The organism is Rhodopseudomonas sp. NSM (assembly GCF_052445935.1).
Lineage (GTDB): Bacteria > Pseudomonadota > Alphaproteobacteria > Rhizobiales > Xanthobacteraceae > Rhodopseudomonas.
The window spans coordinates 227,193-251,493 of record NZ_JBQTCH010000008.1 but is presented as its reverse complement, the minus strand read 5'-3'; the positions used below and the strand labels follow the sequence as shown (position 1 = coordinate 251,493).

The window sequence follows — 24,301 nt, the reverse complement described above, 5'->3', positions numbered from 1 at the left end:
CGGGGCCGACAGCGGCCAGGCCCTCAGCCTTAAGGGCGCGGATGTATCAGATAGGGCCGCCGCTGTCCACCTCGGTTGAGGATAAGTTTTTGCGCCATTGGTCGGCCGCGGATCGGCTTTTGGCCGACGGTTCGATCACCCTGGTTCGATGACCGTGACATGGCCCATCTTGCGGCCGGGCAAGGCGGTCCGCTTGCCGTAGAGATGCAGCGTGGCGCCGGGAACCGTCAGCCAGCGGGCACAATCGTCGACGTCGTGGCCGATCAGATTGGTCATGGTGACGGCGCCGTGGCGCAGCGGCTCCGCCAGCGGCCAGCCGGCGATCGCCCGGATGTGCTGCTCGAATTGCGACACCGAGGCGCCGTCGAGCGTCCAGTGGCCGGAATTGTGCACCCGCGGCGCGATCTCGTTGACCAGCACTGTCGCGCCGCCGTCGCCCGGCACCACGAACATCTCGACCGCCAGCACGCCGACATAGTTCAGCGCGTCGGCGATCGCGGTGGCGATCCGCCGGGCTTCCCCGGCGACAGCGTCGCTCACCGGCGCGGGTACCCTGGACACTTTCAGGATGTGGTCGCGGTGCTCGTTTTCGGTGACGTCGTAGCACACCACCTGGCCGTCGCTGCCGCGCGCGGCGATCACCGAGACCTCGCGCTCGAACGGCACGAATGCCTCGAGAATCGCGGCGCGGGTTTCCAGCTTTTCCCAGGCAGCGTCCGGGTCGTCGCCCTCGCGCAGGATGATCTGGCCCTTGCCGTCATAGCCGAACCGCCGCGTCTTCAGCACCGCGGGCAGGCCGAGCCTCGCGATCGCGGCGCGCAGCGTCTGCGCCGAGGTCACGTCGGCATAGGCGGCGGTGCCGATGCCGAGCTTGGTGACGAAGTCCTTCTCGGCGAGGCGGTCCTGGGTGGTCGCGAGGATCTGGTAGTCGGGCAGCACCGGCTTGCGCGCCGCCAGCACCAGCGCCGCCGAGGCCGGCACGTTCTCGAACTCGTAGGTGATGACATCGACCTCGGCGGCGAACATCTCCAGCGCCTCGACGTCGGCATATTCGGCGCAGGTCGCGTTCTGGACGACGTCGAAGGCCGGCGAATCCGGGTCCGGCGAGAACACGTTGCAGCGCAGGCCGAGCCTTGCTGCGGCCATCGCCAGCATCCGTCCGAGCTGGCCGCCGCCGAGAATGCCGATGGTGTCGCCGGGTTTGAGCACCTGCTGCACGGGACCGGTCACGCCGATCCCTCCGGCCGGGCGGCGATCGCATCCGTCTGTTTCTGGCGCCACGCGCTCAGCCGCTCAGCCAGCGCCTCGTCGGCCAGCGCCAGCACGCTCGCCGCCAGCAGCGCCGCATTGACCGCGCCGGCCTTGCCGATCGCCAGCGTGCCGACCGGAATGCCGGCCGGCATCTGCACGATCGAATACAGCGAATCCACCCCCGACAGCGCTTTCGACTCGACCGGCACGCCGAATACCGGCAGCTCGGTCAGCGCCGCCGTCATGCCCGGCAGATGCGCCGCGCCGCCGGCGCCGGCGATGATGACCTTGAAGCCGGCCGCTTTCGCGCCCCGGGCGAAGCCGTAGAGGCGATCGGGGGTGCGATGGGCGGAGACGATCTGCGCATCATGGGCAATGCCGAGCGCGGTCAGGGTTTCGGCGGTATGCCGCATCGTGTCCCAGTCCGACTGGCTGCCCATGATGATCGCAATGGGGGCTGTCATTCGAGCGATTCTTTCGAGAATCCAGAAGCATAAGCGGGGGAATATAGGGACCGCCGGGGCCTCGGCCAAGGCGTCGGGAATGCACTATCCTTTCTTGGTGAAGACCGGCAAGTGTTGTGGTGTGAGTTTGTGGTGGTTCTCGCGCGGATTCTGATGAAAAAGACGCCTCCCCGATCCCCGAAGACGTCCCGGTCCGGCCGTGGGCCATCGGCAGGTCCCGTTTCCGCGAAGCGTCCGCGCGCCGTCGCCGGCGCGACCAAGGTGCTTCCGACCAAGGTGCTTCCGGGTAAGGCCATGGCGCGCGCGCAGGTCGGCTCCGGCCGGCTGCCCACCGACGCTCAGGCGAAGATCCGGCGGCTGAAGGCGCAACTCGCCGCGGCGCTGGCGCAGATCGACGAGCTGCGCGCGTCCGCCGACACCGATTTCCTGCTCGGCATTTCCAATCGCCGCGGCTTCGAGCGCGAACTCGCCCGCGCGCTGGCCTACATCAAGCGCTACGGCGCCGGCGGCGCGCTGGTCGTGCTCGACGTCGACCGGCTCAAGCCGGTCAACGATACCTACGGCCATGCCGCTGGCGACGTCGTGCTGAAGGCGGTGGTCGACGCCTTGCTCCGCCACGTCCGCTCCTCCGATCTGATCGGGCGGCTCGGCGGCGACGAATTCGCGCTGCTGCTGTGGAATCTCGGCGAGGCCGACGCCCGGATCAAGGCGGCGGCGCTGGAGCTGGCGGTGGATCACCTTGCGATTCAATACGGCGCGCACACCCTGGCCGCCGGTGTCTCGGCCGGCGTGGCGATGCTGACGGCAGACATGGACGTGGCCGAAGCCCTCGCGATCGCCGACCAGGCGATGTATGCGCGCAAGGCCGAGCGCCGCGCGGCGGCGGTGCCGCCGGACGCGCTCAGGCGATGATGTCGGGCGTGATCTGATCTTCGATGAAGGCAATGCGGTCACGCAGCGCCAACTTGCGCTTCTTCAGCCGTTGCAGCCGCAACAGATCGGGCGCCGGCGAATGATGCAGAGCTTCGATCGCCGCGTCGAGATCGCGGTGTTCCTGCTGCAGTTTTGCGAGCTCGGCCGTGAGCTCGCCTTCGTCTTCGTCGGTCATGACCAGAAACAGCTTGAGCCGGATCGCTGAAGCGCGAACCGCTGCGGGAAGGATCAGTAGCAGGAGTATCGCCTTTGCCAGCCTTGCGGGCAAGCGGCGCGGCTCGGCCGTTCGTCGAACACGACCTTCGGCGGGAAATGATTTCGAAGACGTTAAAGACCGGCGCGGTCAGCCGTCGGCGCTTTGCTGATGGCGATATCATGGCAGGCTGACCGCGCAGCGCAGGACCGCTGTAATCACGAATCGTTTCGGACGATCGGGTAATTGTGACGCACGTATTTCAAAGCTACTCGACAGCCGTCATGAGAGATGTACACTCATACGTCCGGATGGAATCTAGTCTCACCCACAGAGGAGGTTTCGTATGGCACTTCAGGCTCATCTCGTTGAACTGGAACGAAAACACAAAGTTCTGGAGTCCGAACTGCACGACGCGCTCGTCCATCTTTCCACGGATGATCTGCGTATCGTCGAGCTGAAACGCCGTAAACTCATGGTTCGTGACGAAATCAATCGGTTGAGACAAGTCTCCAGCACACTCCACTGAACATGCTCCACTGAACACACTGCACTGACAGCTCCTTTCGCAATGCAACGGGAGCTCGCCACCGCCCTCTAGCGCGAGACCTTCGCGAGCGAGACCGCGCGTGCGAGATTTTCGCGAGCGGGATTTTCGCGAAAGGGTGTAGCGATCAGGTTGCTGGTATCCAGTCTGCGCCACCTGTCCGGGACGCACTCGCGTCGGCGCCAAGACTGGATCCCACCCCTGAACGCTGGCAGACTTGATTGCGAGCCCGAAGGCTTCGGTCGATTGCCGATCAGCCTCCACGCTGGCTCTGTCCTGCTGGCTCCATCCTCGCTGGTCATTCCGAACTTCACTTCAGCCTGATCACTCAGGCGCGTCCGGTCATCCCGGCGACGTCCTCGGCGATCGCCAGGGACGCGGTCAGACCCGGCGACTCGATTCCGAACAGGTTGATCAGCCCCGCGACGCCGTGCGAGTCCGCACTCTGGATGACGAAATCCTGAACCGCGACTGCAGGCGGGACGATCTTCGGTCGTATCCCGGAATAGCCCGGCGCCAGCGCGCCGTCGGGAAGGCTCGGCCAGTATCTGCGGATCGCAGGATAGAAACGCTCGGCCCGCGCCGGGTCGACGACATAGTCGATGGCGTCGATCCATTCGACGTCCGGCCCGAACCGCGCCTGCCCGGCCAGATCCAGCGTCAGATGCACGCCGAGCCCGCCGGGCTCCGGCACCGGATAGATCAGGTGCGAGAACGGCGCGCGCGCGTTGCACGTGAAGTAATTGCCCTTCGCGAGATACGCGGCCGGCACCAGCGCCGCCGGCATCCGCGCAATGGTCCGCGCTACTGCCGGCGCCGCGAGCCCAGCGGCATTGATCAGCAGCCGGCATCCGAGCGTCATCGGCGCCTCGCCGCCGACCTCGAGCGCGAAGCCGTCGGCCTCGGCCGTGGCCCGCAGCAGCGGCGCGTGAAACGCGAACGCAGCGCCGGCGGCCTCGGCGTCGCCGCGTAGCGCCAGCATGTAGGCGTGGCTGTCGATGATCCCGGTCGAGGGCGACAGCAGCGCCGCGACGCAAGTGAGCGCCGGCTCCATCGCGCGGGCTTCGGCGCCGTCGAGCGCGCGCAGATCGTCGACGCCGTTGGCGGCCGCATGGGCGCGGATCGACGCCAGCTTCTCGGCCTCCGCCGCTGTGGTCGCCACGATCAGCTTGCCGCATTGCCGGTGCGGCACGCCATGGTCGCGGCAGAAGCCGTACAGCGCCTGCCGGCCGTCGACGCAGAGCCGCGCCATCAGGCTGCCGGCGCGATAGTAGATCCCCGCATGAATCACCTCGCTGTTACGTGACGAGGTGCCGGTTCCGATCCCCTCGGCGGCTTCCAGCACGATCACTTCGCGTCCTGCTTGCGCCAGCCGGCGCGCGATCGCGAGCCCGACCACTCCGGCGCCGACCACGACGCATTCAACCTGTTCCATTGCCCGCCGCCCCTGACCGGGCACGAGCCCGAAAGTGCTGTGTTATCGCGGCATTAACCATCGCAGGTCAATTGATGAAAATCAGCTCAATAGCCCCACAATGTGGCAGCGATGTTTACGCGTTTCCAACAGCTCGCAAGTGAGACTCCGCCGGTAATTTTTCAGGTGTTTCATGGTGTTGAGCATTGTGAAGAAAGGCAACGGAGGCGGGGGGATTGCGGCGGCGACATTGCTGCTCGTGTCGAGCGGCGTTGCGCAGGCGGCCTCCGGCTTCCAGCCGAATAGTTACATTGGCGGATTCGAGCCCGAACTGATCTGGGAGCTGCTGATCGGCGGCCTCGTGCTGGCGTCTTTCACCAGCGCCATCGCGCTGTGGGCGACGGCGCTGCTGCGCAAGCAACGCCGCATTCAGCGCCGCAGGAACATGCTGGTCGACTCGGTGCTCAACAAGCTGCAGCAGGGCGTCGTCATCGTCGACGCCAGGAACCGGGTGGTGTTCTGCAACGATCGCTATCTCGAGATGTACGGTCTGCAGCGCTCCGATGCCCCGCACGGCATCGCCGGCAGCGCTCTGCTCGCGCTGCGCCGTGCCCGCGGCACGCTCGACGTCAGCAATGAGGAGTTTCTGCGCAACGCGAAGATGCCCGAAGGTTACGTCAGCGAACTGCCGGACGGCCGCTTCGTCCAGGTGAAATTTTCCGCGCTGGCCAACGGCGGCATGATCTCGACCCACGACGATTGCACCGAGCTCCGTCTGCTCTCGAAGCAGCTCGCGACCACCAAGCAGTTCCTGGAATCGGTGATCGACAACATCCCGGTCTGCGTCGCGGCCAAGAGCATCGAGGACGGGCGCTACATTCTCGCCAACCGCGCGTTCGAGAAACTGTCGAAGCTGCCGCGCGAACGGATCATCGGCGCGACCGCCGAAGACCTGTATTCGCCACGCTCCGCCGCCGCGATCCGCGAAGCGGATCAGAGGGCGCTGGAGTCGGGCAGGACGAGATGCCGAGCCGAACTGACGGTCGAGTTCGGCCAGCGTGAACTGGTGCTGGAGAGCGACCGCGTCGTCGCCTACAACGAGCGCAACGAGCCGGAGTTCATCATCGCGATGTTCGAGGACGTCACCAACCGGCAGGTGCTGGCGCGCGAGCTCGACAAGACGCGGAAGTTCCTCGAACTGGTGGTCGACAACATCCCGGTCGGGCTCACGGTGCAGAGCACCAGCAGCGGCCGCTATCTGCTCGCCAATCGCGGCGCGGAGATCATCCTCAATCGCCGCCGCGAGGACGCCATCGGCCTGACCTGCGGCGACATCTTCAACCCCAAGGAAGCACGGCTGATCGGCGAGCGCGACGAAATCGCGATCCGCAAGGGCGACCTGATGGTCGAGGAGCATCCGATCAGCACCAGGAACGGCCTGCGACTGTTCGTGACCCGTCGCATCACCGTCGCCGACGAGGCGGGTGCGGAGAACTATCTGATCAAGACCCATGTCGACGTCACCGATCGCCGCCAGACCGAGGCGCGGATGGCGTACATGGCGTATCACGACGGCCTGACCGATCTGCCCAATCGCACCTCCTTCCTGAAGTCGCTGTCGCAGATGATCGAGGCCTGCGACGGCTCGAAGGACGAGTTCGCGGTGCTGTCGGTCGACCTCGACGGCCTCTCGGAGATCAACGACGTGTTCGGCCACGCCGTCGGCGACCAGCTGCTGGTCGAGGTCGCACGAACGATCGCAGAGGCGTCGCGCGGAGGCGTCGTGGCGCGGCTCGGCGGCGACGAATTCGGACTGCTGATCGACGGGCCGCAGCCGGAATCGGCGTGCGAACTCGCCGAGCGGGTTTCGAAGGCGCTGGCCTGCGGCTTCGAGATCGAGGGCAAGACGGTTCGGGCCGGCGGAACCACCGGCGTCGCGCTGTTTCCGCGCGACGGCAAGGATGCGGCCTCGCTGCTCGCCAATGCCAGCGCGGCGTTGTTCCGCGCCAAGGCACATGCGCGCGGCTCGATCGGCGTGTTCGCCCCCGAGATGGACATGCAGATCCGCGACCGCAGAGCCTTGCATCAGGATCTGTCGAATGCGATCCGCAACGGCGAATTGTCGCTGTACTATCAGCCGCAGGCGTCGAGCAAAAAGCAGATCGGCGAGGGCGACATCGTCGGCTTCGAAGCCCTGGCGCGATGGCGCCACCCGACGCGCGGCTTCGTGCCGCCGGGCGAGTTCATTCCGCTGGCGGAAGAGAGCGGCCTGATCGTCGAGATCGGCGAATGGATCCTGCGCGAGGCCTGCCGCGAAGCGGCGTCGTGGCCGAAGCCGTTGCAGATCGCCGTCAACCTGTCGCCGGCGCAGTTCCTCAACACCGATCTGGTCGGGATCGTGCACCAGGTGCTGCTCGAGACCGGGCTGCAGCCCGGTCGGCTCGAGCTGGAAATCACCGAAGGCGTGCTGATCGAGGATTTCGAGCGCGGTCTGGCGCTGTTGCGTCGGCTGAAGACGCTCGGCGTCCGGGTGTCGATGGACGATTTCGGCAGCGGCTACTCGTCGCTGACCTATCTGCAGGCGTTCCCGTTCGACAAGATCAAGATCGACCGGGCCTTCATCATGAATCTCGGCCGCAACGTGCAGTCGGCCGCGATCGTGCGCGCGGTGATCGGGCTCGGCCACGGCCTCGGCGTGTCGCTGGTGGCGGAGGGCGTCGAGACCCAGGAACAGCTCGACTTCCTGGTCGACGAGGGCTGCGATGCGGTGCAGGGCTATCTGATCGGCATGCCCGCGCCGATCGATCAATACCCGGTCCTGGTCGGCCTCGCCCGGGCGACCGGCTCCTTGCCCGCGCGCGCCCGCCAGGTCGGCTGAGCGCGCCCCGCCCTGGCTGTTGAGCCTCCCGCGATCCGGGGCTAGCGTGCAGCGGGACCTGGGTGGTGAAATGATCGAGGACATTGCGGCAGGCGATGCGCCTGCAGAATCCGCTGTTGCGCCGCTGTTGCGGATCGAGGCGGTCGAGAAGCGATTCGGCGGCTTCGTCGCGGTCGACCGGCTGTCGCTCGATATCAGGGCCGGCGAGTTCTTCGCGCTGCTCGGGCCGAGCGGCTGCGGCAAGACCACGCTGCTGCGGATGCTGGCGGGGTTCGAGACGCCCGACAGCGGCCGCATCCTGCTCGACGGCGAGGACATCGCCGCGGTGCTGCCGCATCGGCGCCCGGTCAACATGATGTTTCAGAACTACGCGCTGTTTCCGCATCTGTCGGTGGCCGACAACATCGCCTTCGGTCTGAAGCGCGCCGGCCTCCCGCGCCGCGAGTTGAAGGAGCGCGTCGCCGAGATGGTGGCGCTGGTCAGGCTCGAGGGCCTGGAGAAGCGCAAGCCGGATCGGCTCTCCGGCGGTCAGCAGCAGCGCGTGGCACTGGCGCGCGCGCTGGCGCGGCGGCCGCGGCTGCTGCTGCTCGACGAGCCGATGGCCGCGCTCGACAAGAAGCTGCGCGAAACCACTCAGCTCGAACTGATGGCGCTGCAGAAGCGGCTCGGCACCACCTTCGTGATCGTCACCCACGATCAGGAGGAGGCGATGACGGTCGCCGACCGGATCGGCGTGATGCAATCCGGCCGGCTCGAACAGGTCGCCGTCTCGCGGCAGCTCTACGAGACGCCGGCGTCGCGCTGGGTCGCGGAGTTCGTCGGCGACGTCAATATGCTCGACGGCAGCATCGCGTCGCGCGACCACGGCCGCCTCACGGTCGCGACCGGCGGTGCGGGGACCGTCACCGCTGCCGCGCCGCGCCAGCCGACCGAGGCGACCGCGATCAGCCTCGCGATCCGGCCGGAGAAGATCAAGCTGTCGCGGCGCGGCCCCGCCGACGACCGCGGGCACGCCGACGCGATGAACCGGCTCGACGGCGAAGTCGTCGAGGTCGGTTACTATGGCGGGACGACCAGCTACAGGATCAGGCTCGATTCCGGCGCGACGCTGCTGGCCAAGATGGCCAACACCACGCGGCTCGACGTCGACGCCTATCGCACCGGCGAGCACGTGGTGGCGTGGTTCGCGCCCGACGATTGCGTGGTGCTGGAAAAATGAGAACGTTCCGATGAGCGGCGCACGGCAGATCTTCACGAGGCCCGCCCGCATCGCGGCGGTCGCGCCGTATCTCTGGATGGCGCTGTTCTTTCTGGTGCCGTTCGGCTTCGTGGTGAAGATCAGTCTGTCGCAGACCGCGATCGCGCAGCCGCCTTACACGCCGGTGTTCGACATCGCCGCCGGCTGGGACGCGCTCGTCGCGGCGTTCGCGGCGCTGTCGCTCGACAATTTCCGGCTGCTGATCTCGGACAATCTCTACGTCCTGTCCTATCTGCGCAGCCTCGTCGTCGCCGCGGTCTCGACCGCGATCCTGCTGGTGATCGGCTATCCGATCGCCTACGCGATGGCGCGGCTGCCGCGGGGCTGGCAGCCGTTGGCGATGATGCTGGTGATCGTGCCGTTCTGGACCTCGTTCCTGATCCGGATCTACGCCTGGATCAACATTCTGCAGCACGACGGCCTGTTGAACCAGACGCTGCTGGCGCTGCATCTGGTCTCGGCGCCGCTGGTGTGGCTGTCGACCGATACCGCGATGTATATCGGCATCGTCTATTCGTATCTGCCGTTCATGGTGCTGCCGCTGTACGCGACGCTGGCGAAGCTGCCGCCGTCGCTGAACGAGGCCGCCGCCGATCTCGGCTGCTCGCCGCGCCGGGCGTTCTGGCTGGTGACGTTTCCGCTGTCGCTGCCCGGCATCGGCGCCGGCGTCTTGCTGTGCTTCATTCCGATCGTCGGCGAGTTCGTGATCCCGGATCTGTTGGCCGGCTCCGGCTCGCTGATGATCGGGCAGACGCTGTGGCTGGAGTTCTTCACCAACCGCGACTGGCCGGTGGCCTCGGCGATCGCGGTGGTGCTTCTCGCCGTGCTGCTGCTGCCGCTGATGATCTACGAGCGCCTGCAGCGCCGCCAGCTCGAAGGAGGGCGGTGATGGGCGGTGCGGCGGGGACGGTCTTCTCCCTCCCCCCTTGCGGGGGAGGGTCGGGGTGGGGGGTGCCCCGGAGCGTGGCTCCCGTTGTTGACCCCCACCCCCGACCCCTCCCCGCAAGGGGGAGGGGAGCAGGAGGGGATCGCCCATGAAACTCTCCCGCTTCAACCTCGTGTCGCTGACGCTCGGCCTGGCGTTCCTGTATCTGCCGATCGTGATCATGGTGATCTACTCGTTCAACGATTCCCGCCTAGTCACGGTTTGGGGTGGCTGGTCGCTGCGCTGGTATCGCGAATTATTCCAGGACGAGGCGATGCTGGCGGCTGCCTGGATGAGCCTCAAGGTGGCGCTGGCGTCGGCGACCGCGGCCGCGGTGCTCGGCACGCTGGCGGCGGTGGCGCTGTCGCGCGCCGGGCACTTCCGCGGCCGTACGCTGTTCTCGGGGATGCTGTACGCGCCGCTGGTGATGCCAGAAGTGATCACCGGCCTGTCGCTGCTGCTGCTGTTCGTGGCGCTGAATGCCGAGCGCGGCTTCTGGACCGTGACGATCGCCCACACCACGCTGACGATGTGCTTCGTCGCGGTGGTGGTGCAGTCGCGGCTCGGCTCGCTCGACCGCAGCTATGAGGAGGCGGCGATGGATCTCGGCTGCGGCCCGGTCGAGGCGTTCTTTCAGGCCACCGTGCCGCTGATCTGGCCGGCGATCGCGGCCGGCTGGATGCTCGCCTTCGCGCTGTCGCTCGACGATCTGGTGATCGCCAGCTTCACCACCGGCCCCGGCTCGGCGACGCTGCCGATCCGGATCTATTCGGAAGTGCGGCTCGGCGTGAAGCCGCAGATCAACGCGATCTGTACGCTGATCATCGCCGTGGTGACGCTGGCGATCGTGATCGCCTCGCTGGCCTCGAAACTGTCCCGCGCCAAGGCCGACAGCGCCGCGCCGATGTGAGGGCCGATGTGACGCGCCTGCTCACCGTCATTGCGAGGAGGCGAAGCCGACGAAGCAATCCAGAGGTGCCGTGCACGGAGCACTGGATTGCTTCGCTGCGCTCGCAATGACGGGAGAATGGCAGTCAGCGCACGAACGATGGGGCTGCAAGGATGCACACCGTCATCCTGAGGTGCGCGCCCTTGCGCGCCTCGAAGGATGGCCGCAAGGCACCTCGCGCGCAGCCGCATCCTTCGAGGCTCGCCGAAGTCGGTGAGCTCCTCAGGATGACGACTCCACAAGCAGCGAACTGATCAGTTCGCCTTCGGCGAAGCGTCCGGCGCTGCGGCGGCGGGCGCCGCCGGCGGCTCGGCGGCCGCGTCGGGATCGGCCTTGCGGCCGCCGGTGATGCGCTCCAGCACCGAGCGCACCGCGTCGCGGGTCTTCCTGTCCTTCACCGCGTCGAGCAGCGGCGCCGAGGCCGGCGAGCGGCGGATCAGGCTTTCCGGGTCGGGGAAGATCAGGGGATCGTCCCACGGCCCCTCGACGATGAACGGCAGGTTGAAGCCGGGTGCGCCGGGCACATTGGCGAGGCTGGCGACGCCCTTGAGGTCGTATTCGCGCGACGGCACCGAGGCGGTGCCGGTCAGCGAGATCCGCGCGGTCGGACCATCGATCCGGATGTCGTCGGCGGTGGCGACGCCGTCGCTGAACCGCACCGCGACGTTGAGCGTGGTGAACGGCGTCTTGCCGTTGCGGAAATTGCCGCCGCCGGACAGCGGCCGACGCTCCAGCCGCTTCAGCAATTGCTCGACATTGAAGCCGGTGATGGCGCCGTCATGGCCGGTCAGCAGCGCCGAGCCGTCGAGCGACTGCGCCAGCCCGAACGGGCTCGACCCGGACGCCTCCAGCGCGATGCTGAGATTGCCGCGGCCCGACAGATTGCGCACGCCGAGCAGATCGGCAGCGCAGGCTTCGAGGTCGACGTCGTTGAACTGGAACTGGGTCTTGATGTTGGCGACGCTGTCGCGCCGGGTGACGCCGAGCGTGCCGCGGACGATGCCGCCATAGACCTGCGCCTCGCCGACGCTGAGCGCCAGCGCGCCGCCGCGCAGATTGGCGCTGAGCGCGGTGCGGCCGAGCGTCGAGGAGCCGAGCGTGACCTTGGCGGCGGACAGCCGGACATCGAGATCGACCGGGTTGGCGGCGCCCAGATCGAACAATTGCCGGTTCCAGTCGCGCGCACCGCTGGTCAGCAGCCGGATCGTCGACAAATACGGCGTGACGTCGATCATGCCGGCGGCGAGCGTCGCCTGCAGGCCCCGATGATTGCCGGCGATGGTGTAGGTCATCACGCCTTCGGCGACGTTCTTGTCGAGCTCGATATTGACGTTGGTCAGCGCGATCGCCGGCCCGACCAGATTGGCGCGCGCCTTCATCGCGAAGCGGCCGAAGCCGCCGGCGCCGGGCGGTTCCTGGCCGGCCCAGCGCAGCGCGTTGCGCAGCGAGACGCTGTCGGCGCTGAGGGTGCCCTCCAGTACCAGGCTGGATTTGTTGCCGATCGCGCCGTCGAACGCGATCTTCATCGGCGCGCCGGCGAGCCGCAGCTTCAGGCCGGAGCGTTCGCCCGCCAGTGCGGCGATGAAATCGTTGACGCTGATGCTGCCGTCGAGGCGCTCGCCGCGCCAGTCGAACTGGCCGGCGGCCGCGAAGGTGCGGGAGATCGACGGCCACGCCAGCGACAGATCGATGTCGGCGAGGGTTTCGCTGATCTTGCCGGCGTCGTCGCGATAGCTGAGCACGCCGTCCTGCAGCCGGATCTCGGAGAACGACACCTGATCGTCGAGCCCGGGCTTCATCGTCCGCGTCAGGCTCTTGATGAACGGCGTCCAGTTGCTGCCGCCGTCGGCGTCGCGGACGACGCGGATCGACGGCTTGATCAGCACGATGTCGGCGATCTCGAAGCGGCGCAGCAGCAGCGGCAGCAGTCGCAGATTGGCGGTGAGCGTCTCGACGACCAGCGCGCTGTCGGCGTCGCCGTCGCCCTTCAGCCGAACCGCCGAAAAGGTGACGTAGCTGCGCGGAAAGATCGCGATCTCGATGTCGCCGTCGATCGCCAGTTCGAGCCCGGTCGCGGCGCGCAACTGCGCCTCGACCGCCTGCCGCATCGCCCCGCGGTCGATCAGCAGCGACAGCGCCAGCGCGCCGATCACGGCCAGAACGATCAGCGCCGCAACCGATATCCCGAGGCGCTTGATTCCCTGGGCCATCGCCAATGAAGATCCGGGTCAGATGAGGGGGGTGAAAGGGCGGGGCCCGCTGGCCCCCTGCTCGGCGGCAACTTGATCGTTTTTCTTGTCTCTTTCAAGGCCTTCCGGGCCGCAGCGTCTCGGCGCAATTGACGGCCCGCGCCGTTTTTGCTGAATAGACGCGCTCGCAGAACAGCTCCTCTCATCAGGTCCCTGCATCATGAACAAGGTTTTTCCCGACGCCCAATCGGCTCTCGCCGGAATCCTGCGGGACGGCATGATGATCATGTCCGGCGGTTTCGGGCTGTGCGGCATCGCCGAGACGCTGTCGGACGCGCTGCGCGATTCCGGGGTCAAGGACCTCACCGTGGTCTCGAACAATGCCGGCGTCGACGGCATCGGCCTCTCCAGGCTGCTGGAGACCCGGCAGATCAAGAAGATGATCTCGTCCTATGTGGGCGAGAACAAGCTGTTCGCCCAGCAGTTCCTTGCAGGCGAGCTGGAGCTCGAATTCGCCCCGCAGGGCACGCTGGCCGAGCGCATCCGCGCCGGCGGCGCCGGCATCCCGGCATTCTTCACCAAGACCGGCGTCGGCACCCTGGTCGCGGAAGGCAAGGAGATCCGCGAGTTCGACGGCGAGAAGTACGTCATGGAACGCGGCCTGTTCGGCGATCTGGCGATCGTGCACGCCTGGAAGGGCGATACCGCTGGTAATCTGGTCTATCGGAAGACCGCGCGTAACTTCAATCCGATGATGGCGACCGCAGCCAAGATCACCATCGCCGAGGTCGAGCATCTGGTGCCGGCCGGCGAGATCGATCCCGATCACATCCACACGCCCGGCATCTTCGTCCAGCGCATCATCGAAGTCGGCTCCGCCAAGAAGCACATCGAGCAGCGCACCACCCGCAAGCGCCCTGAAGCCGCGGCAACCTGAGGAGAGTTCTGATGGCCTGGACCCGCGAACAGATGGCGGCGCGCGCCGCGAAGGAATTGCGCGACGGTTTCTACGTCAATCTCGGCATCGGGATTCCGACGCTGGTGTCGAACTACATTCCCGACGGCGTCGACGTCGTGCTGCAGAGCGAGAACGGCATGCTCGGCATGGGCCCGTTCCCCTACGAGGGCGAGGAAGATCCCGACCTGATCAACGCCGGCAAGCAGACTGTCACCGAACTGCCGTCGACCAGTTACTTCTCCAGCGCGGATTCGTTCGCGATGGTGCGCGGCGGCCACATCGACCTGTCGATCCTCGGCGCCATGCAGGTGGCCCAGAACGGCGATCTCGCCAACTGGATGATCCCCGGCAAGATGGTCAAGGGCATGGGCGGCGCGATGGACCTCGTCGCCGGCGTCAAGCGCGTCGTGGTGGTGATGGAGCACTCCGCCAAGGACGGCCCGAAGCTGCTGAAGCAATGCAACCTGCCGCTGACCGGCGAGCGCGTCGTCGACATGGTGGTGACTGATCTGGCGGTATTCACCATCGACAAGCACGGCAACGACGGCATGGCGCTGATCGAACTCGCCGACGGCGTCACGCTCGACGAGGTCAAAGCCAACACCGAAGCCGAATTCCGCGTCGCGCTGAAGAACGCGTAGTACGTCGCCGCGAGGACGGGCTCCTCATTAGATCAGGCATTTGAATTCGTCTTTGCGAGGAGCGCCCGGATCGGCGCTTCGCGCCGTCCGAGCACAGGCTCCGCGAAGAAGCAATCCAGACTCCTGTGCTCGGCGCAGTGGATTGGTTCGCTTCGCTCGCAATGACGGGGATGGGGCGTTGCGGCCTACGTTTTCGGTCAGGCTCCGAGGTGCGAGGGCGAAAGCCCGAGCCGCGAAGGATGACGCGCGCTCGGCGGCATTGTGTCGCACGAAACGTCGCGTGTCACGTCGGCGCGACTCCGCGACGTCCATTGTCGCAACCATCACCGGCATTCGCGCGTTCCCGTCGATGACCTCGTCATCGCGACGCGCGGCATCGTCGCATGCGTCTTCATGACGTGGCTCAATGCCATCTCCGATCCGTCGGCAAATCATCATGCGCTCGTGCGATGTTCGCCGTGGGTTGCCTCGCGCCGCTGACTCATCCCACGGTCGGAGCAAGAGACGACGTAGTTCATCCTGCGGCGCCGAGGCGCATGACATCTTGGAACGGAATTCATGGCACCCACGGATAGCTCGGCCCTTCGACGCGACGATGCGCCCGACGCGTCGATTCAGAACTGGCACGCGCTCGACGCCGGCGCCGCGCTCGCCGCGATGCGCAGCCGGGCGGACGGGCTGACGGAGGACGAGGCGTCGCGGCGGCTCGCCACCTTCGGCTTCAATCGTCTGCCCGCCAAAGCCGAGCGCAGCGCGCTGCTGCGGTTCGCGCTGCAGTTCCACAATCTGCTGATCTACGTGCTGCTGGCCGCGGGCGTGCTGGCGGGCGCGATCGGCCACGTCACCGACGCGATGGTGATCGTCGCCGTCGTGCTGATCAACGCGGTGATCGGCTTCGTCCAGGAGGGCAAGGCCGAGAAGGCGCTGGAGGCGATCCACAAGATGATCGAGCCGCACGCCTCGGTGCTGCGCGACGGTCGCCGGGTCACGATCGCCGCCGATCACGTGGCGCCGGGCGATGTCATGGTGCTCGAGGCCGGCGACCGGGTTCCGGCCGACCTGCGGATTCTGCGCGCGCGCAATCTGCGCATCGACGAAGCCATCCTCACCGGCGAATCCGTGCCGGCCGAAAAGAACGACGTCGCGGTGGCGGCCGACGCGTCGCTCGGCGACCGCCAGTGCATGGCGTTCTCCGGCACGCTGGTGACCGAAGGCGAGGGCACCGGCGTGGTCATCGCCACCGGCGGCGCCACCGAGCTCGGCCGCATCAGCGCCATGATCGGCGCGGTCGAGAAGCTGGCGACGCCGCTGGTGCGGCAGATGGATCAGTTCGCGCGGCAGGTCACCTTCGTGGTGCTCGCGGTCTCGGTGCTGGTGTTCGCCTATGCGGTGTTCGTGCAGGCCTACCGCCTCGACGAAGCGTTCATGATCGTGATCGGGCTGGCGGTGTCGGCGATCCCCGAAGGCCTGCCGGCGGTGATGACGATCACGCTCGCGGTCGGCCTGCAGCGGATGGCGCGGCGCAACGCCATCATCCGCCGGCTGCCTGCGGTGGAGACGCTGGGCTCGGTCTCGGTGATCTGCTCCGACAAGACCGGCACGCTGACGCGCAACCAGATGACGGTGCGGACCGTCGTGGCCGCGCGCGGCCGGATCGAGGTCGAGGGCGTCGGCTATGAGCCCAAAGGCGGCTTTCGCCTCGATGGGACCGGGGCGATCGATCCTGCCGCGGACGCCGTGCTCGAGCAGCTCACGCTCGCCGCGCTGTTGTGCAACAACGCCGGCCTGCGCCAGCTCGGCGCCGACTGGGTCGTCGACGGCGATCCGATGGAAGGCGCGCTGGTCGCGCTGGCGGTCAAGGCCGGCCATGACCGCGCCGCGGCTGTGGCCGCGTTTTCGCGCATCGACGACCTTCCGTTCGATCCGCGGCATCGCTTCATGGCGACGCTGCACCTGTGCGACGGCGAGCCCGTCGTCTATGTCAAAGGCGCGCCGGAATCGGTGCTTTCGATGTGCGGCGATGTCGCGACGATCGACGGCGTGCGGCCGCTCGATCGCGACTGGTTCGATCGCCAGAGCGACGCGCTGGCCGCCAGCGGTCAACGCGTGCTGGCGATCGCCCGCCGCCGCCTGCCGGGCGACGTCCGCGATCTCGCGCCGGCCGACGTGGCGCAAGGCCTGACGCTGCTCGGCCTGGTGGGGCTGATCGATCCGCCGCGCCCCGAAGCGATCGACGCGGTCGCCGAGTGCCGCGCGGCCGGCATCCGGGTGAAGATGATCACCGGCGATCACGCCGCCACTGCACGCGCGATCGCGCTGCAGCTCGGCCTCTCCGACGATCCGATCACGGTGACCGGACGCGATCTCGATGTCGCCGAAGACGACGTGTTCCGCCGCTATGCCCACGAGGCGGTCGTGTTCGCCCGCGCCAGTCCCGAACACAAGTTGCGGCTGATCGAGGCGCTGCAGGAGGACGGCTCCGTCATCGCCATGACCGGCGACGGCGTCAACGACGCCCCGGCGCTGAAACGGGCCGATGTCGGCATCGCGATGGGCGCCAACGGCACCGAGGCCGCCAAGGAGGCCAGCGAGATGGTGCTGGCCGACGACAATTTCGCCTCGATCGCCGCCGCCGTCCGCGAGGGCCGCACGGTCAACGACAACCTCACCAAGGTGATCGGCTGGACGCTGCCGACCAATGGCGGCGAAGCGCTGACGATCATCCTCGCCATCGCGTTCGGGCTGACTCTGCCGGTGACGGCGATCCAGATCCTGTGGATCAACATGGTCACCGCGGTCGCGCTCGGCCTGACGCTGGCGTTCGAGCCGACCGAGCCGAACGCGATGCGGCGTCCGGCGCGCCCGGCGAAACAGCCGCTGTTGTCGGCGCTGCTGCTGTGGCGGATCGTGTTCGTGTCGGTGCTGATGGTGGCGAGCACGTTCGGGATCTACGCCTGGGCGACCACGCGTGAGCTGCCGGTCGAGACCGCCCGCACCATGGCGGTCAACGCGCTGGTGGTGATGGAGATCTTCTATCTGTTCAGCATCCGCTACATTCGCGGCCCGTCGCTGACCTGGCGCGGCGTGGTCGGCACGCCCGCGGTGCTGATCGGCGTGGCGATCGTGGTGATCGCGCAGCTAGCCTTCACCTACGCCCCGCCGCTGCAGAAAGTGTTCGATACCCGCGCGGTGTCGCTCGCCGACGGTCTCGTCATCGTCGCGGTCGGCGTCGTCCTGCTGGTGCTGGTGGAGATCGAAAAGCGCTGGTCGACGCCCGGCGGTGCGTAACTTCAGGCCTGACCCGGTCGAAACCGGACGGGCTTATCGCCGCCCGCCCGAGAACATCGTCGATTCGCCCGGCAGCAGATTCGAGCGGATGTCGCTGTCGACGGCGCCGCCCGGCTGGACGTAGCTGCCCGAAAACGACAGGCTGAGATTCGAGGTCGGCCGGATCTCGATGCCGGCGTGGACGGCGGTGGCGGCATTGGTGCTGCTCGAGAAGCCCGGCGAGGTCAACGAGCTGAACACGTCGGGCTGATATTTCAGTTGATCGACGCCGCCGAACAGCGTCACCGGCAGCCCGCCGACGCCCTTGAAGTTGTAGCCGTATTGCGAGCCTTCCAGGGCCAGCGAACCGAAATTGCCGAATGCGCCGGCGCCGCCGATCCCGCCGAAGCCGCGCCAGCCGAGGCCGCTGGCGAAGGCATTGACCGGGGCGCTGTAGCTGCGCGCGACGAAACCGGTCCGAAAGCCGTCCTCGTCGACGCTGCTCAACGCCGCGAAGCCCGGCACGTCGCTCCAGCCCGCCGTGCCCCAGCTCTCGGTCACGCCGCCGCCGAAGCCGAACGGGCCGCCGGGGATCCAGTAGCGCACCGGCCCGGCCTGGGCATGGGCCGCGCCCGATCCGAGGCCCAGCACGATCGCCGCGACGGCGAGCGTGCGGCGGCCTGCGGGAACATGGATTCGTTGGACCGTCAGCATGTTGCGAGCTTATACGCCGCGGCGGCCGGGATGGCCAGCGCCGCCGGTTGTCGCAGCTGCGGGAGACGCCGGTTCCTGGATGGAACCATCGCGCCTCTGGCCCATTGCCCTGTCGAATTCCGAGCGTCAGTCAAGCAAAGGGAGATTGCCCGGTGGGTATCGAATTCGGTGGCCTTCTCGGCCTGATCATTCTCGCTCTGGATATCTGGGCGATTTTTCGTGTGATTCAGAGCGGCGCCAGCACCGGCGCCAAGGTGCTCTGGGTGATCCTGATCCTGGTGCTGCCGGTGGTCGGCCTGATCATCTGGTGGCTGGCGGGCCCGAAATAACCGCTCGGCCGGGCCGGCGCGCGGTTCACTCCGGAAGATCGGAGAACCGCGTCAGCCAGATCACCGGCGGAATGCTGGCGGCGACGATGATCAGCGCGGCGAGCGCGCCCTCCTCGAAACTGCCGCGGCTGGCGTATTGATAGATCGAGGTCGACAGCGTCTCGACGTTCAGCGGCCGCAGCAGCAGCGTCGCCGGCAGTTCCTTGAGGCAGTCGACGAACACCAGGATGGCGGCGCCGACCAGCGCCGGCCGCAGCAGCGGCAGGTCGACCTTTGCCAGCGTCACCAGCCGCGAGGCGCCGGCGGCGCGCGCCGAATCGTCGTAGTCGCGCGGAATTCGTTCGAAGCCGGCCTTCAACATTCCGGTCGGCACCGCGAGGAAGCGGATCACATAGGCGGCGACCACCGCGCCGCCGGAGCTCATCAGCAGCAGGCCGGGCGAGGCGAGGCCGACCGATTGCGCCAGCGCCACCAGCGCGCCGTCGAGCGCCAGCAGCGGCGCCAGCAGGCCGAGCGCCAGCACCAGTCCCGGCAGCGCGTAGCCGAGTTGCACCACCGCGACCGCCGTCGTCGCGATGCGGCCGCCACGCCAGCGCGCGGCAAGCACCGCGATCAGCCCGAGCGCGAGCGCCAGCAGCGTCGCGATCGACGCCAGCGTCACCGTATGCAGCGCGTCGCGCCATAGCGACGGATCGATCCGTCCGGCGAGGCCGCGGCGCAGGCTTTCGCCGAGCAGATACGCCGCCGGCACGACGAAGCCGAGCAGCGCCGGCAGCAGGCAGCCGAGAAACGCGAGGCTGCCCTTCGCGCCGCGCAGCGGCGTGCGCGGCCGCAGCCGCGGGTTCTCGGCGGAGAATTCGGTACTGGCACGGCGACGGCCGATCCGCTCGATGGTGATCAGCAGCGCCGCGAAGCCGAGCAGCACCAGCGACAATTGTGCCGCGCCGGCGAGGCTGCCGCGGTTGAGCCAGGTGGTGAACACCGACACGGTGAGGGTGCGGACCCCGAGATATTCGGATGCGCCGATGTCGTTGAGCGTTTCCAGCGCGGCCAGCGCGACACCGACCGCCAGCGCCGGCCGCGCCATCGGCAGCACGACGCGCCGCCAGATCGTGAGGCGCGAGGCGCCGAGCGTGCGCGCCGCCTCGATCGCGTCGGCGCTCTGCGCCTGAAACACCGCGCGCGCCGACAGATACACATACGGATACAGCACCAGCGCGAGCAGCAGCACCGCGCCGGGCAGCGAGCGCAGCTGCGGCAGCCACTGCACCGCCTGCGCCGCCGGCATCAGCAGCGCCAGCGCGCGATGCGCCAGGCCGAGCGGCTCGAACAGGTCGACATACACATAGGCCGACAGATAGGTCGGCACCGCCAGCGGCAGCGGCAGCAGCCACACCAGCAGCGTGCGGCCGGCGAAATCATGCGACGACACCAGCCACGCGGTGGCGGTGCCGATCAGCAGCGTCAATCCGCCGACGCCGAGCAGCAGCCAGGCGGTGTCGCGCAGCGATTGCGGCAGCACGTAAGCGACGAGATGCGGCCAGACGTCGGCCGCCGGCTGCAGTGCGGTCAGCGCCAGGCTGATCACCGGCGCGGCGACGATCAGCGCGGTCAGGAGGGCGATGCCGAGCGCGATGTTTTCGCTCGGCGAGGACGGACGGCGATAGGCTTGCGGGCGAGGAATGGCCGTGCCGCTCACGTCCCTCTCCCCTTGTGGGAGAGGGTGCCGGAGCGCAGCGAGGGCGGGTGAGGGGTCGTGGCGCAGCGCCTCGTCCCGCCCCCTCATCCGTCTCGAATTCGCTTCGCTCATTCGAGCCGCCCTCTCCCACGCGGGGAGAGGGAAAAGGCGCGCGTCCCGCTCATGCTCAGTTGTCGAACCCGACCTTGTCGACCAGCGTCGAGGCGGTCTTGCGTTGCGCGGCGATCCTGGCGATCGGCAGCGAGTCCGCGGTCAGTCTGCCGTAGCCGGCGATCGTCGGGTTGAGCGGCACGCCGGGGCGGATCGGATATTCGTAGTTGGCGTCGGCGTAGATCTGCTGCGCCTTCTCGCCGGCCAGCCATTCGATCAGCTTGACGCCGTTGGCCTTGTTGGGCGCGTTCTTCGCCAGCAGCACGCCGGACAGATTGACGTGGGTGCCGCCGCCCTCGAAGGTCGGCAGGATCACCCGGGTCGCGTCCGCCCAGGCCTTCTTGTCGGGGTCCTTCAGCATCAGCGCCCAGTAATAGGTGTTGCCGATGCCGAGGTCGCATTTGCCGGCCGCGACGTCGCGCGCGGTCTCGCGGTCGCCGCCCGACGGCTTCTGCGCCAGATTGGCCTTGAGGCCGCGCAGCCAGGCCTCGGCCTTCTCCTCGCCGTGCTTGGCCACATAGGCGGCGAACAGCGCGTTGTTGTAGATGTGCTGGCCGGAGCGGATGCAGATCTTGCCCTTCCATTTCGGATCGGCCAGTTCCTCGTAAGTAATCGCCTCCTGCTTGACGCGATCCTTCGAGGCGTAGATCACCCGCGCGCGCATCGAGATGCCGGCCCAGTGGCCGTCGGGGTCGCGATAGCGCGCCGGCACGATCTCGTCGATCACCGCCGACTTGATCGGCTGGGTGACGCCGGCCGCGACCGCCTCGTCGATCCGTCCGATATCGACCGTCAGCAGCACGTCGGCCGGGCTGTTGGCGCCTTCGGCCTTGATCCGCTGCTCCAGCCCGGAGCTTGCCGAGATCACGTTGACGGCGATGCCGGTGTCCTTGGTGAAGGCGTCGAACAGCGGCTGAACCAGCTTGGTCTCGCGATAGGTGTAGACGTTGACCTCGTCGGCGGCGACCGCTGGCAGCGGCGCGACGACGGCGGCGAAGACGACAGCGGCGAAGGCGAGGGCAGCGGCGCGAAAGCGGCTCATGCGGCGGGCTCCGTGGACAGTTGATACCGAGTGTCAGTAGCTCAGCACTTCGCAGGGGGGCCGCGGCGGAATGTCGCGATTAGAGCGATTCCAGACACGAGTTTTCGCGTCGCGGCGCGGGCGCCGCCTGCCGGGCAGGAGCGAGCGTCGTCAGCTCAGGTTTTGGCCGTCGTCGCTCTGACAGGACGGGCATTTACAATTGTGGAAATTGATGTCGGCGACGAAATATTCCTTGCCGCAATGGATGCAGGCAATCCGCAACCGCGGGCGCTTGTCGGCGCTGATTGTGCGGTCGACGAGGTACTGACCGAGCGCATTCTGGTCGCCGACGGCGACGTGATAGTTCGCGACCATGGCGTCCCCCGCATCTCGCGTCTGCGATATATCCTAGCACACAGCCCGCGGGGGAACGCAAATGCGATGGTTGCGAGCGATTCGCGGGGTGGCGGTCGCGGCGACCCGCGCGGCGGTATTTCTCCAGGCTCAATTCGTCCCGTCGTCGGGCGTCTGTTCCGCGAGCGCGGCCAGCTGACCCGGTTCGCGCAGCACGATGCGCTGGCGGCCGCCCTCGATCAGGCCGCGGCTCTCCCAGCCGGACAGCAGCCGGCTGACGGTGTGCAGTGTGGTTCCCGTCATTTGCGCGATGTCCTGCCGGCTGATCGGAAAATCGATCGCGATGCCGTTCTCGACCGGGCGGCCGGATTGCCTGGCGAGCCGCAGCAGCGCATGCGCGACGCGCTGCTCGACCTGCTGGGTCGACATTTCGATGACGCGGGAATGGGTTTCCTGCAGCCGCGTGCCGACCGCGCGCAGCGTGTTGGTGGCGAGCGACGGATAGCGCTCGACCAGGCGCGGCCACGCCGCGGTCGGCCACGCCAGCACGACGCTGTCGTCGACCGCGGTCGCCGTCGCCGGATAGTTCTGAAGCCCGATCGCCATCGCCACGCCCAGCGTCTCGCCGGGCGCCACATAGCGCACCACCACCTGCTCGCCGGCCGGCGTCATCTTGCTGGCGCGGACATGGCCGTGCAGCAGTACGAAGAACGAATGCGCCTCCTCGCCCTGTTCGAACACGTTGGCGTTCTTCGGAACCCGGATCGAGCGGGCCTCCCTGAGGATGGCGTCGAGCTCGTCGGCGCTGCAGCCGGCGAACAGCGGCAGCTTGGCAACGAGTGAGATGTCGATGGTCGCCATGCGATCCTGCGGTTGGTTGGTGCGCAGCCAGCTAAATCGCGGATGGCCTGCTGAGGCAAGGGTCGATGAAGTAGGGCGGATAGCGCAGCGCCATCCGCCATTGCGGCGCGGTCGGCGGATGACGCCTTCGGCTTAACCGCCCTACGACACTGCTTACTGCCGAGCGGGCTTGCGGGCGCTGTGGCGGATACCGTGGATGACGATCTCCTGCTCCGTCGCCCGATAGAAGATCAAATAGGGATATGGATACGCCACCACTCGGCGCATCCCCCTCACGGTTGGCCGACCCGCGGCCGGGTGTTGAAGGAGCAGGCCGATGACAGCATGGATGCGCTTCTTGACGTGCAACGCACCCTGCGGTGATCGATCGTCAATGTAGCTTAGAATCTCGTCGAGTTCGGCTGCAGCGCGAATGGTGAAGCGCAGCTTCACAGCCCATGCTTCGCCCAGATCGCACGGACCAGCTCGTCGCTGGCGAATTCGCCATGCTCGGCCTGTGCCAGTGATTCATCGAACGAAGCGGCTTCTTCCGGCGTGAGATCCAGGGTTGGCTGCTCGACCCCGACGAATTGCAGCAACAGCCGCGCCAACTCATCCTGCCGATCGGCGGACAGCTCTCGGACGGATTCGATTGCCTGGTCGAGAAGTCTGGTCATTCAGAAACCATAGCCGATTTCCCAATTGTCAGATAGCCTTGGCTCAGGTCGGCAATCCGTTTAGGTCATAGCCAAGAATATCGTCGGGGCTCAGCCCGGTGTCCGGTAGTGCGGCGTAGCGCGCGCCGATCTCCAGCAACTTTGCGGCGATCTCGGATGGTGCTCGACCAGCCGACGCCGGCGAGGTCGCCGGGCCGTTCGGCGCGTCGGCGTCATCCGTGTGTTGCTCGCGCTTTCTGCCATGGCGACCTCTGCAACGATGCCGACAAACTCCCCCGGCATGGTGCGGCGACCATGCGGCTCGATGAACGGCGTCGATCATAGTCCTTGGTCCTGACGAATGACATTGCCGCATTGATGGCTGCGGCTCGGCGAGGCGCGCAAAATAGCGATTGACAATTCTTGCGTATCATGATTATATTCCCATCACCTCATCCCATCGAGGGGCGTTTCCTGGGACGCTTGGAGATGTGGGGTGAGGCGGTGGCGCCTGCGGGCGGGGGCAGACGTGCTCCCCGCCTCCGGGAGGCCGAGGGGACCGACCGCCGCTACTACGAGCGGCCGCCGCTTTCGTGTCTGGACGGGGGCGCCAGAGGCGGGAGAAATCCCCGCAGATCCGCGCACCCGGAAGAACGGCCTGAGGCCAAAAA

At 67.3% G+C, this 24,301-nt stretch carries 23 protein-coding genes; 10 read left to right on the top strand and 13 right to left on the bottom strand.

From position 1 onward, the window contains the following. Positions 1-135: 135 nt before the first annotated feature. Positions 136-1,230, bottom strand: coding sequence for a 5-(carboxyamino)imidazole ribonucleotide synthase (locus ACTZWT_RS20285; protein WP_444771481.1), 1,095 nt, complete (start codon positions 1,228-1,230; stop codon positions 136-138). After that, on the bottom strand, positions 1,227-1,715 hold the full coding sequence (gene purE, locus ACTZWT_RS20280; RefSeq protein WP_444771480.1) for a 5-(carboxyamino)imidazole ribonucleotide mutase: 489 nt from the start codon (positions 1,713-1,715) through the stop codon (positions 1,227-1,229). Before purE ends, ACTZWT_RS20285 begins: the two co-directional genes overlap by 4 nt. Before the next feature lie 153 nt (positions 1,716-1,868). On the opposite strand from purE, the gene ACTZWT_RS20275 reads away from it, so the two are divergent. Beyond that, complete coding sequence (locus tag ACTZWT_RS20275) at positions 1,869-2,627, top strand: GGDEF domain-containing protein (RefSeq protein WP_444771479.1); 759 nt, start codon at positions 1,869-1,871, stop codon at positions 2,625-2,627. On the opposite strand, the gene ACTZWT_RS20270 is transcribed toward ACTZWT_RS20275, so the two are convergent. After that, positions 2,617-2,823, bottom strand: coding sequence for a YdcH family protein (locus ACTZWT_RS20270; RefSeq protein ID WP_444771478.1), 207 nt, complete (start codon positions 2,821-2,823; stop codon positions 2,617-2,619). The two genes, ACTZWT_RS20275 and ACTZWT_RS20270, sit on opposite strands and share 11 nt — an antisense overlap. Before the next feature lie 364 nt (positions 2,824-3,187). On the opposite strand from ACTZWT_RS20270, the gene ACTZWT_RS20265 reads away from it, so the two are divergent. Beyond that, positions 3,188-3,370, top strand: a complete 183-nt coding sequence (locus tag ACTZWT_RS20265) for a YdcH family protein (protein ID WP_322513931.1) — start codon at positions 3,188-3,190, stop codon at positions 3,368-3,370. A gap of 346 nt (positions 3,371-3,716) precedes the next feature. On the opposite strand, the gene ACTZWT_RS20260 is transcribed toward ACTZWT_RS20265, so the two are convergent. Beyond that, positions 3,717-4,823, bottom strand: a complete 1,107-nt coding sequence (locus tag ACTZWT_RS20260; protein ID WP_444771477.1) for an NAD(P)/FAD-dependent oxidoreductase — start codon at positions 4,821-4,823, stop codon at positions 3,717-3,719. 172 nt (positions 4,824-4,995) lie between these two features. Between ACTZWT_RS20260 and ACTZWT_RS20255 the strand changes: the two genes are divergently transcribed. The 4 genes from ACTZWT_RS20255 (at position 4,996) to ACTZWT_RS20240 (ending at position 10,773) form a co-directional block, all read left to right on the top strand. Then, positions 4,996-7,680 carry a sensor domain-containing protein gene (locus ACTZWT_RS20255; RefSeq protein ID WP_444771476.1) on the top strand — a complete coding sequence of 895 codons (2,685 nt, stop codon included), beginning with the start codon at positions 4,996-4,998 and terminating at the stop codon, positions 7,678-7,680. 70 nt (positions 7,681-7,750) lie between these two features. Then, entirely contained in the window at positions 7,751-8,899 is a 1,149-nt protein-coding gene (locus tag ACTZWT_RS20250) for an ABC transporter ATP-binding protein (protein WP_444771475.1), read from the top strand. A 10-nt stretch (positions 8,900-8,909) separates the two neighbouring features. Further along, a complete protein-coding gene (locus ACTZWT_RS20245; RefSeq protein WP_444771474.1) occupies positions 8,910-9,827 on the top strand; it encodes an ABC transporter permease in 918 nt (305 codons plus the stop codon). Positions 9,828-9,972: 145 nt separating this feature from the next. Continuing rightward, positions 9,973-10,773, top strand: a complete 801-nt coding sequence (locus ACTZWT_RS20240) for an ABC transporter permease (protein ID WP_444771473.1) — start codon at positions 9,973-9,975, stop codon at positions 10,771-10,773. Between the two features lie 293 nt (positions 10,774-11,066). Here ACTZWT_RS20240 and ACTZWT_RS20235 read toward each other — a convergent pair whose 3' ends face one another. Beyond that, positions 11,067-13,022, bottom strand: a complete 1,956-nt coding sequence (locus ACTZWT_RS20235; RefSeq protein ID WP_444771472.1) for an AsmA family protein — start codon at positions 13,020-13,022, stop codon at positions 11,067-11,069. Between the two features lie 199 nt (positions 13,023-13,221). Here ACTZWT_RS20235 and ACTZWT_RS20230 point away from each other — a divergent pair, with 199 nt between their 5' ends. The 3 genes from ACTZWT_RS20230 to ACTZWT_RS20220 all read left to right on the top strand — a co-directional run bounded on the left by ACTZWT_RS20230 (position 13,222) and on the right by ACTZWT_RS20220 (position 17,888). After that, positions 13,222-13,938, top strand: a complete 717-nt coding sequence (locus tag ACTZWT_RS20230) for a CoA transferase subunit A (protein ID WP_322513918.1) — start codon at positions 13,222-13,224, stop codon at positions 13,936-13,938. An 11-nt stretch (positions 13,939-13,949) separates the two neighbouring features. Then, positions 13,950-14,600 carry a 3-oxoacid CoA-transferase subunit B gene (locus ACTZWT_RS20225; RefSeq protein WP_444771471.1) on the top strand — a complete coding sequence of 217 codons (651 nt, stop codon included), beginning with the start codon at positions 13,950-13,952 and terminating at the stop codon, positions 14,598-14,600. 558 nt (positions 14,601-15,158) lie between these two features. Next, complete coding sequence (locus tag ACTZWT_RS20220) at positions 15,159-17,888, top strand: HAD-IC family P-type ATPase (RefSeq protein ID WP_444771470.1); 2,730 nt, start codon at positions 15,159-15,161, stop codon at positions 17,886-17,888. A gap of 33 nt (positions 17,889-17,921) precedes the next feature. Here the strand turns inward: ACTZWT_RS20220 and ACTZWT_RS20215 are convergent, their stop codons facing one another. Continuing rightward, on the bottom strand, positions 17,922-18,581 hold the full coding sequence (locus tag ACTZWT_RS20215) for a hypothetical protein (RefSeq protein ID WP_444771469.1): 660 nt from the start codon (positions 18,579-18,581) through the stop codon (positions 17,922-17,924). A 152-nt stretch (positions 18,582-18,733) separates the two neighbouring features. On the opposite strand from ACTZWT_RS20215, the gene ACTZWT_RS20210 reads away from it, so the two are divergent. After that, the gene (locus ACTZWT_RS20210; RefSeq protein ID WP_011440359.1) at positions 18,734-18,910 is read left to right on the top strand and encodes a PLDc N-terminal domain-containing protein; all 177 of its coding nucleotides are present in this window, start codon (positions 18,734-18,736) and stop codon (positions 18,908-18,910) included. 25 nt (positions 18,911-18,935) lie between these two features. Here the strand turns inward: ACTZWT_RS20210 and ACTZWT_RS20205 are convergent, their stop codons facing one another. The 7 genes from ACTZWT_RS20205 to ACTZWT_RS20175 all read right to left on the bottom strand — a co-directional run bounded on the left by ACTZWT_RS20205 (position 18,936) and on the right by ACTZWT_RS20175 (position 23,973). Further along, positions 18,936-20,594, bottom strand: coding sequence for an ABC transporter permease (locus ACTZWT_RS20205; RefSeq protein WP_444771529.1), 1,659 nt, complete (start codon positions 20,592-20,594; stop codon positions 18,936-18,938). A 181-nt stretch (positions 20,595-20,775) separates the two neighbouring features. Then, a complete protein-coding gene (locus tag ACTZWT_RS20200) occupies positions 20,776-21,801 on the bottom strand; it encodes a Fe(3+) ABC transporter substrate-binding protein (RefSeq protein WP_444771468.1) in 1,026 nt (341 codons plus the stop codon). A gap of 150 nt (positions 21,802-21,951) precedes the next feature. Next, positions 21,952-22,155, bottom strand: coding sequence for a hypothetical protein (locus ACTZWT_RS20195; RefSeq protein ID WP_444771467.1), 204 nt, complete (start codon positions 22,153-22,155; stop codon positions 21,952-21,954). 129 nt (positions 22,156-22,284) lie between these two features. After that, positions 22,285-22,995 carry a Crp/Fnr family transcriptional regulator gene (locus ACTZWT_RS20190; RefSeq protein WP_444771466.1) on the bottom strand — a complete coding sequence of 237 codons (711 nt, stop codon included), beginning with the start codon at positions 22,993-22,995 and terminating at the stop codon, positions 22,285-22,287. 153 nt (positions 22,996-23,148) lie between these two features. Next, positions 23,149-23,427 carry a type II toxin-antitoxin system RelE/ParE family toxin gene (locus ACTZWT_RS20185; RefSeq protein WP_444771465.1) on the bottom strand — a complete coding sequence of 93 codons (279 nt, stop codon included), beginning with the start codon at positions 23,425-23,427 and terminating at the stop codon, positions 23,149-23,151. Next, positions 23,424-23,651: a hypothetical protein gene (locus ACTZWT_RS20180; RefSeq protein ID WP_444771464.1), complete on the bottom strand. Its 228-nt coding sequence runs from the start codon at positions 23,649-23,651 to the stop codon at positions 23,424-23,426. Before ACTZWT_RS20180 ends, ACTZWT_RS20185 begins: the two co-directional genes overlap by 4 nt. Positions 23,652-23,694: 43 nt before the next feature. After that, positions 23,695-23,973 (bottom strand): hypothetical protein, encoded by a 279-nt coding sequence (locus ACTZWT_RS20175; RefSeq protein ID WP_444771463.1) that lies wholly within the window; start codon positions 23,971-23,973, stop codon positions 23,695-23,697. Positions 23,974-24,301 lie beyond the last annotated feature (328 nt).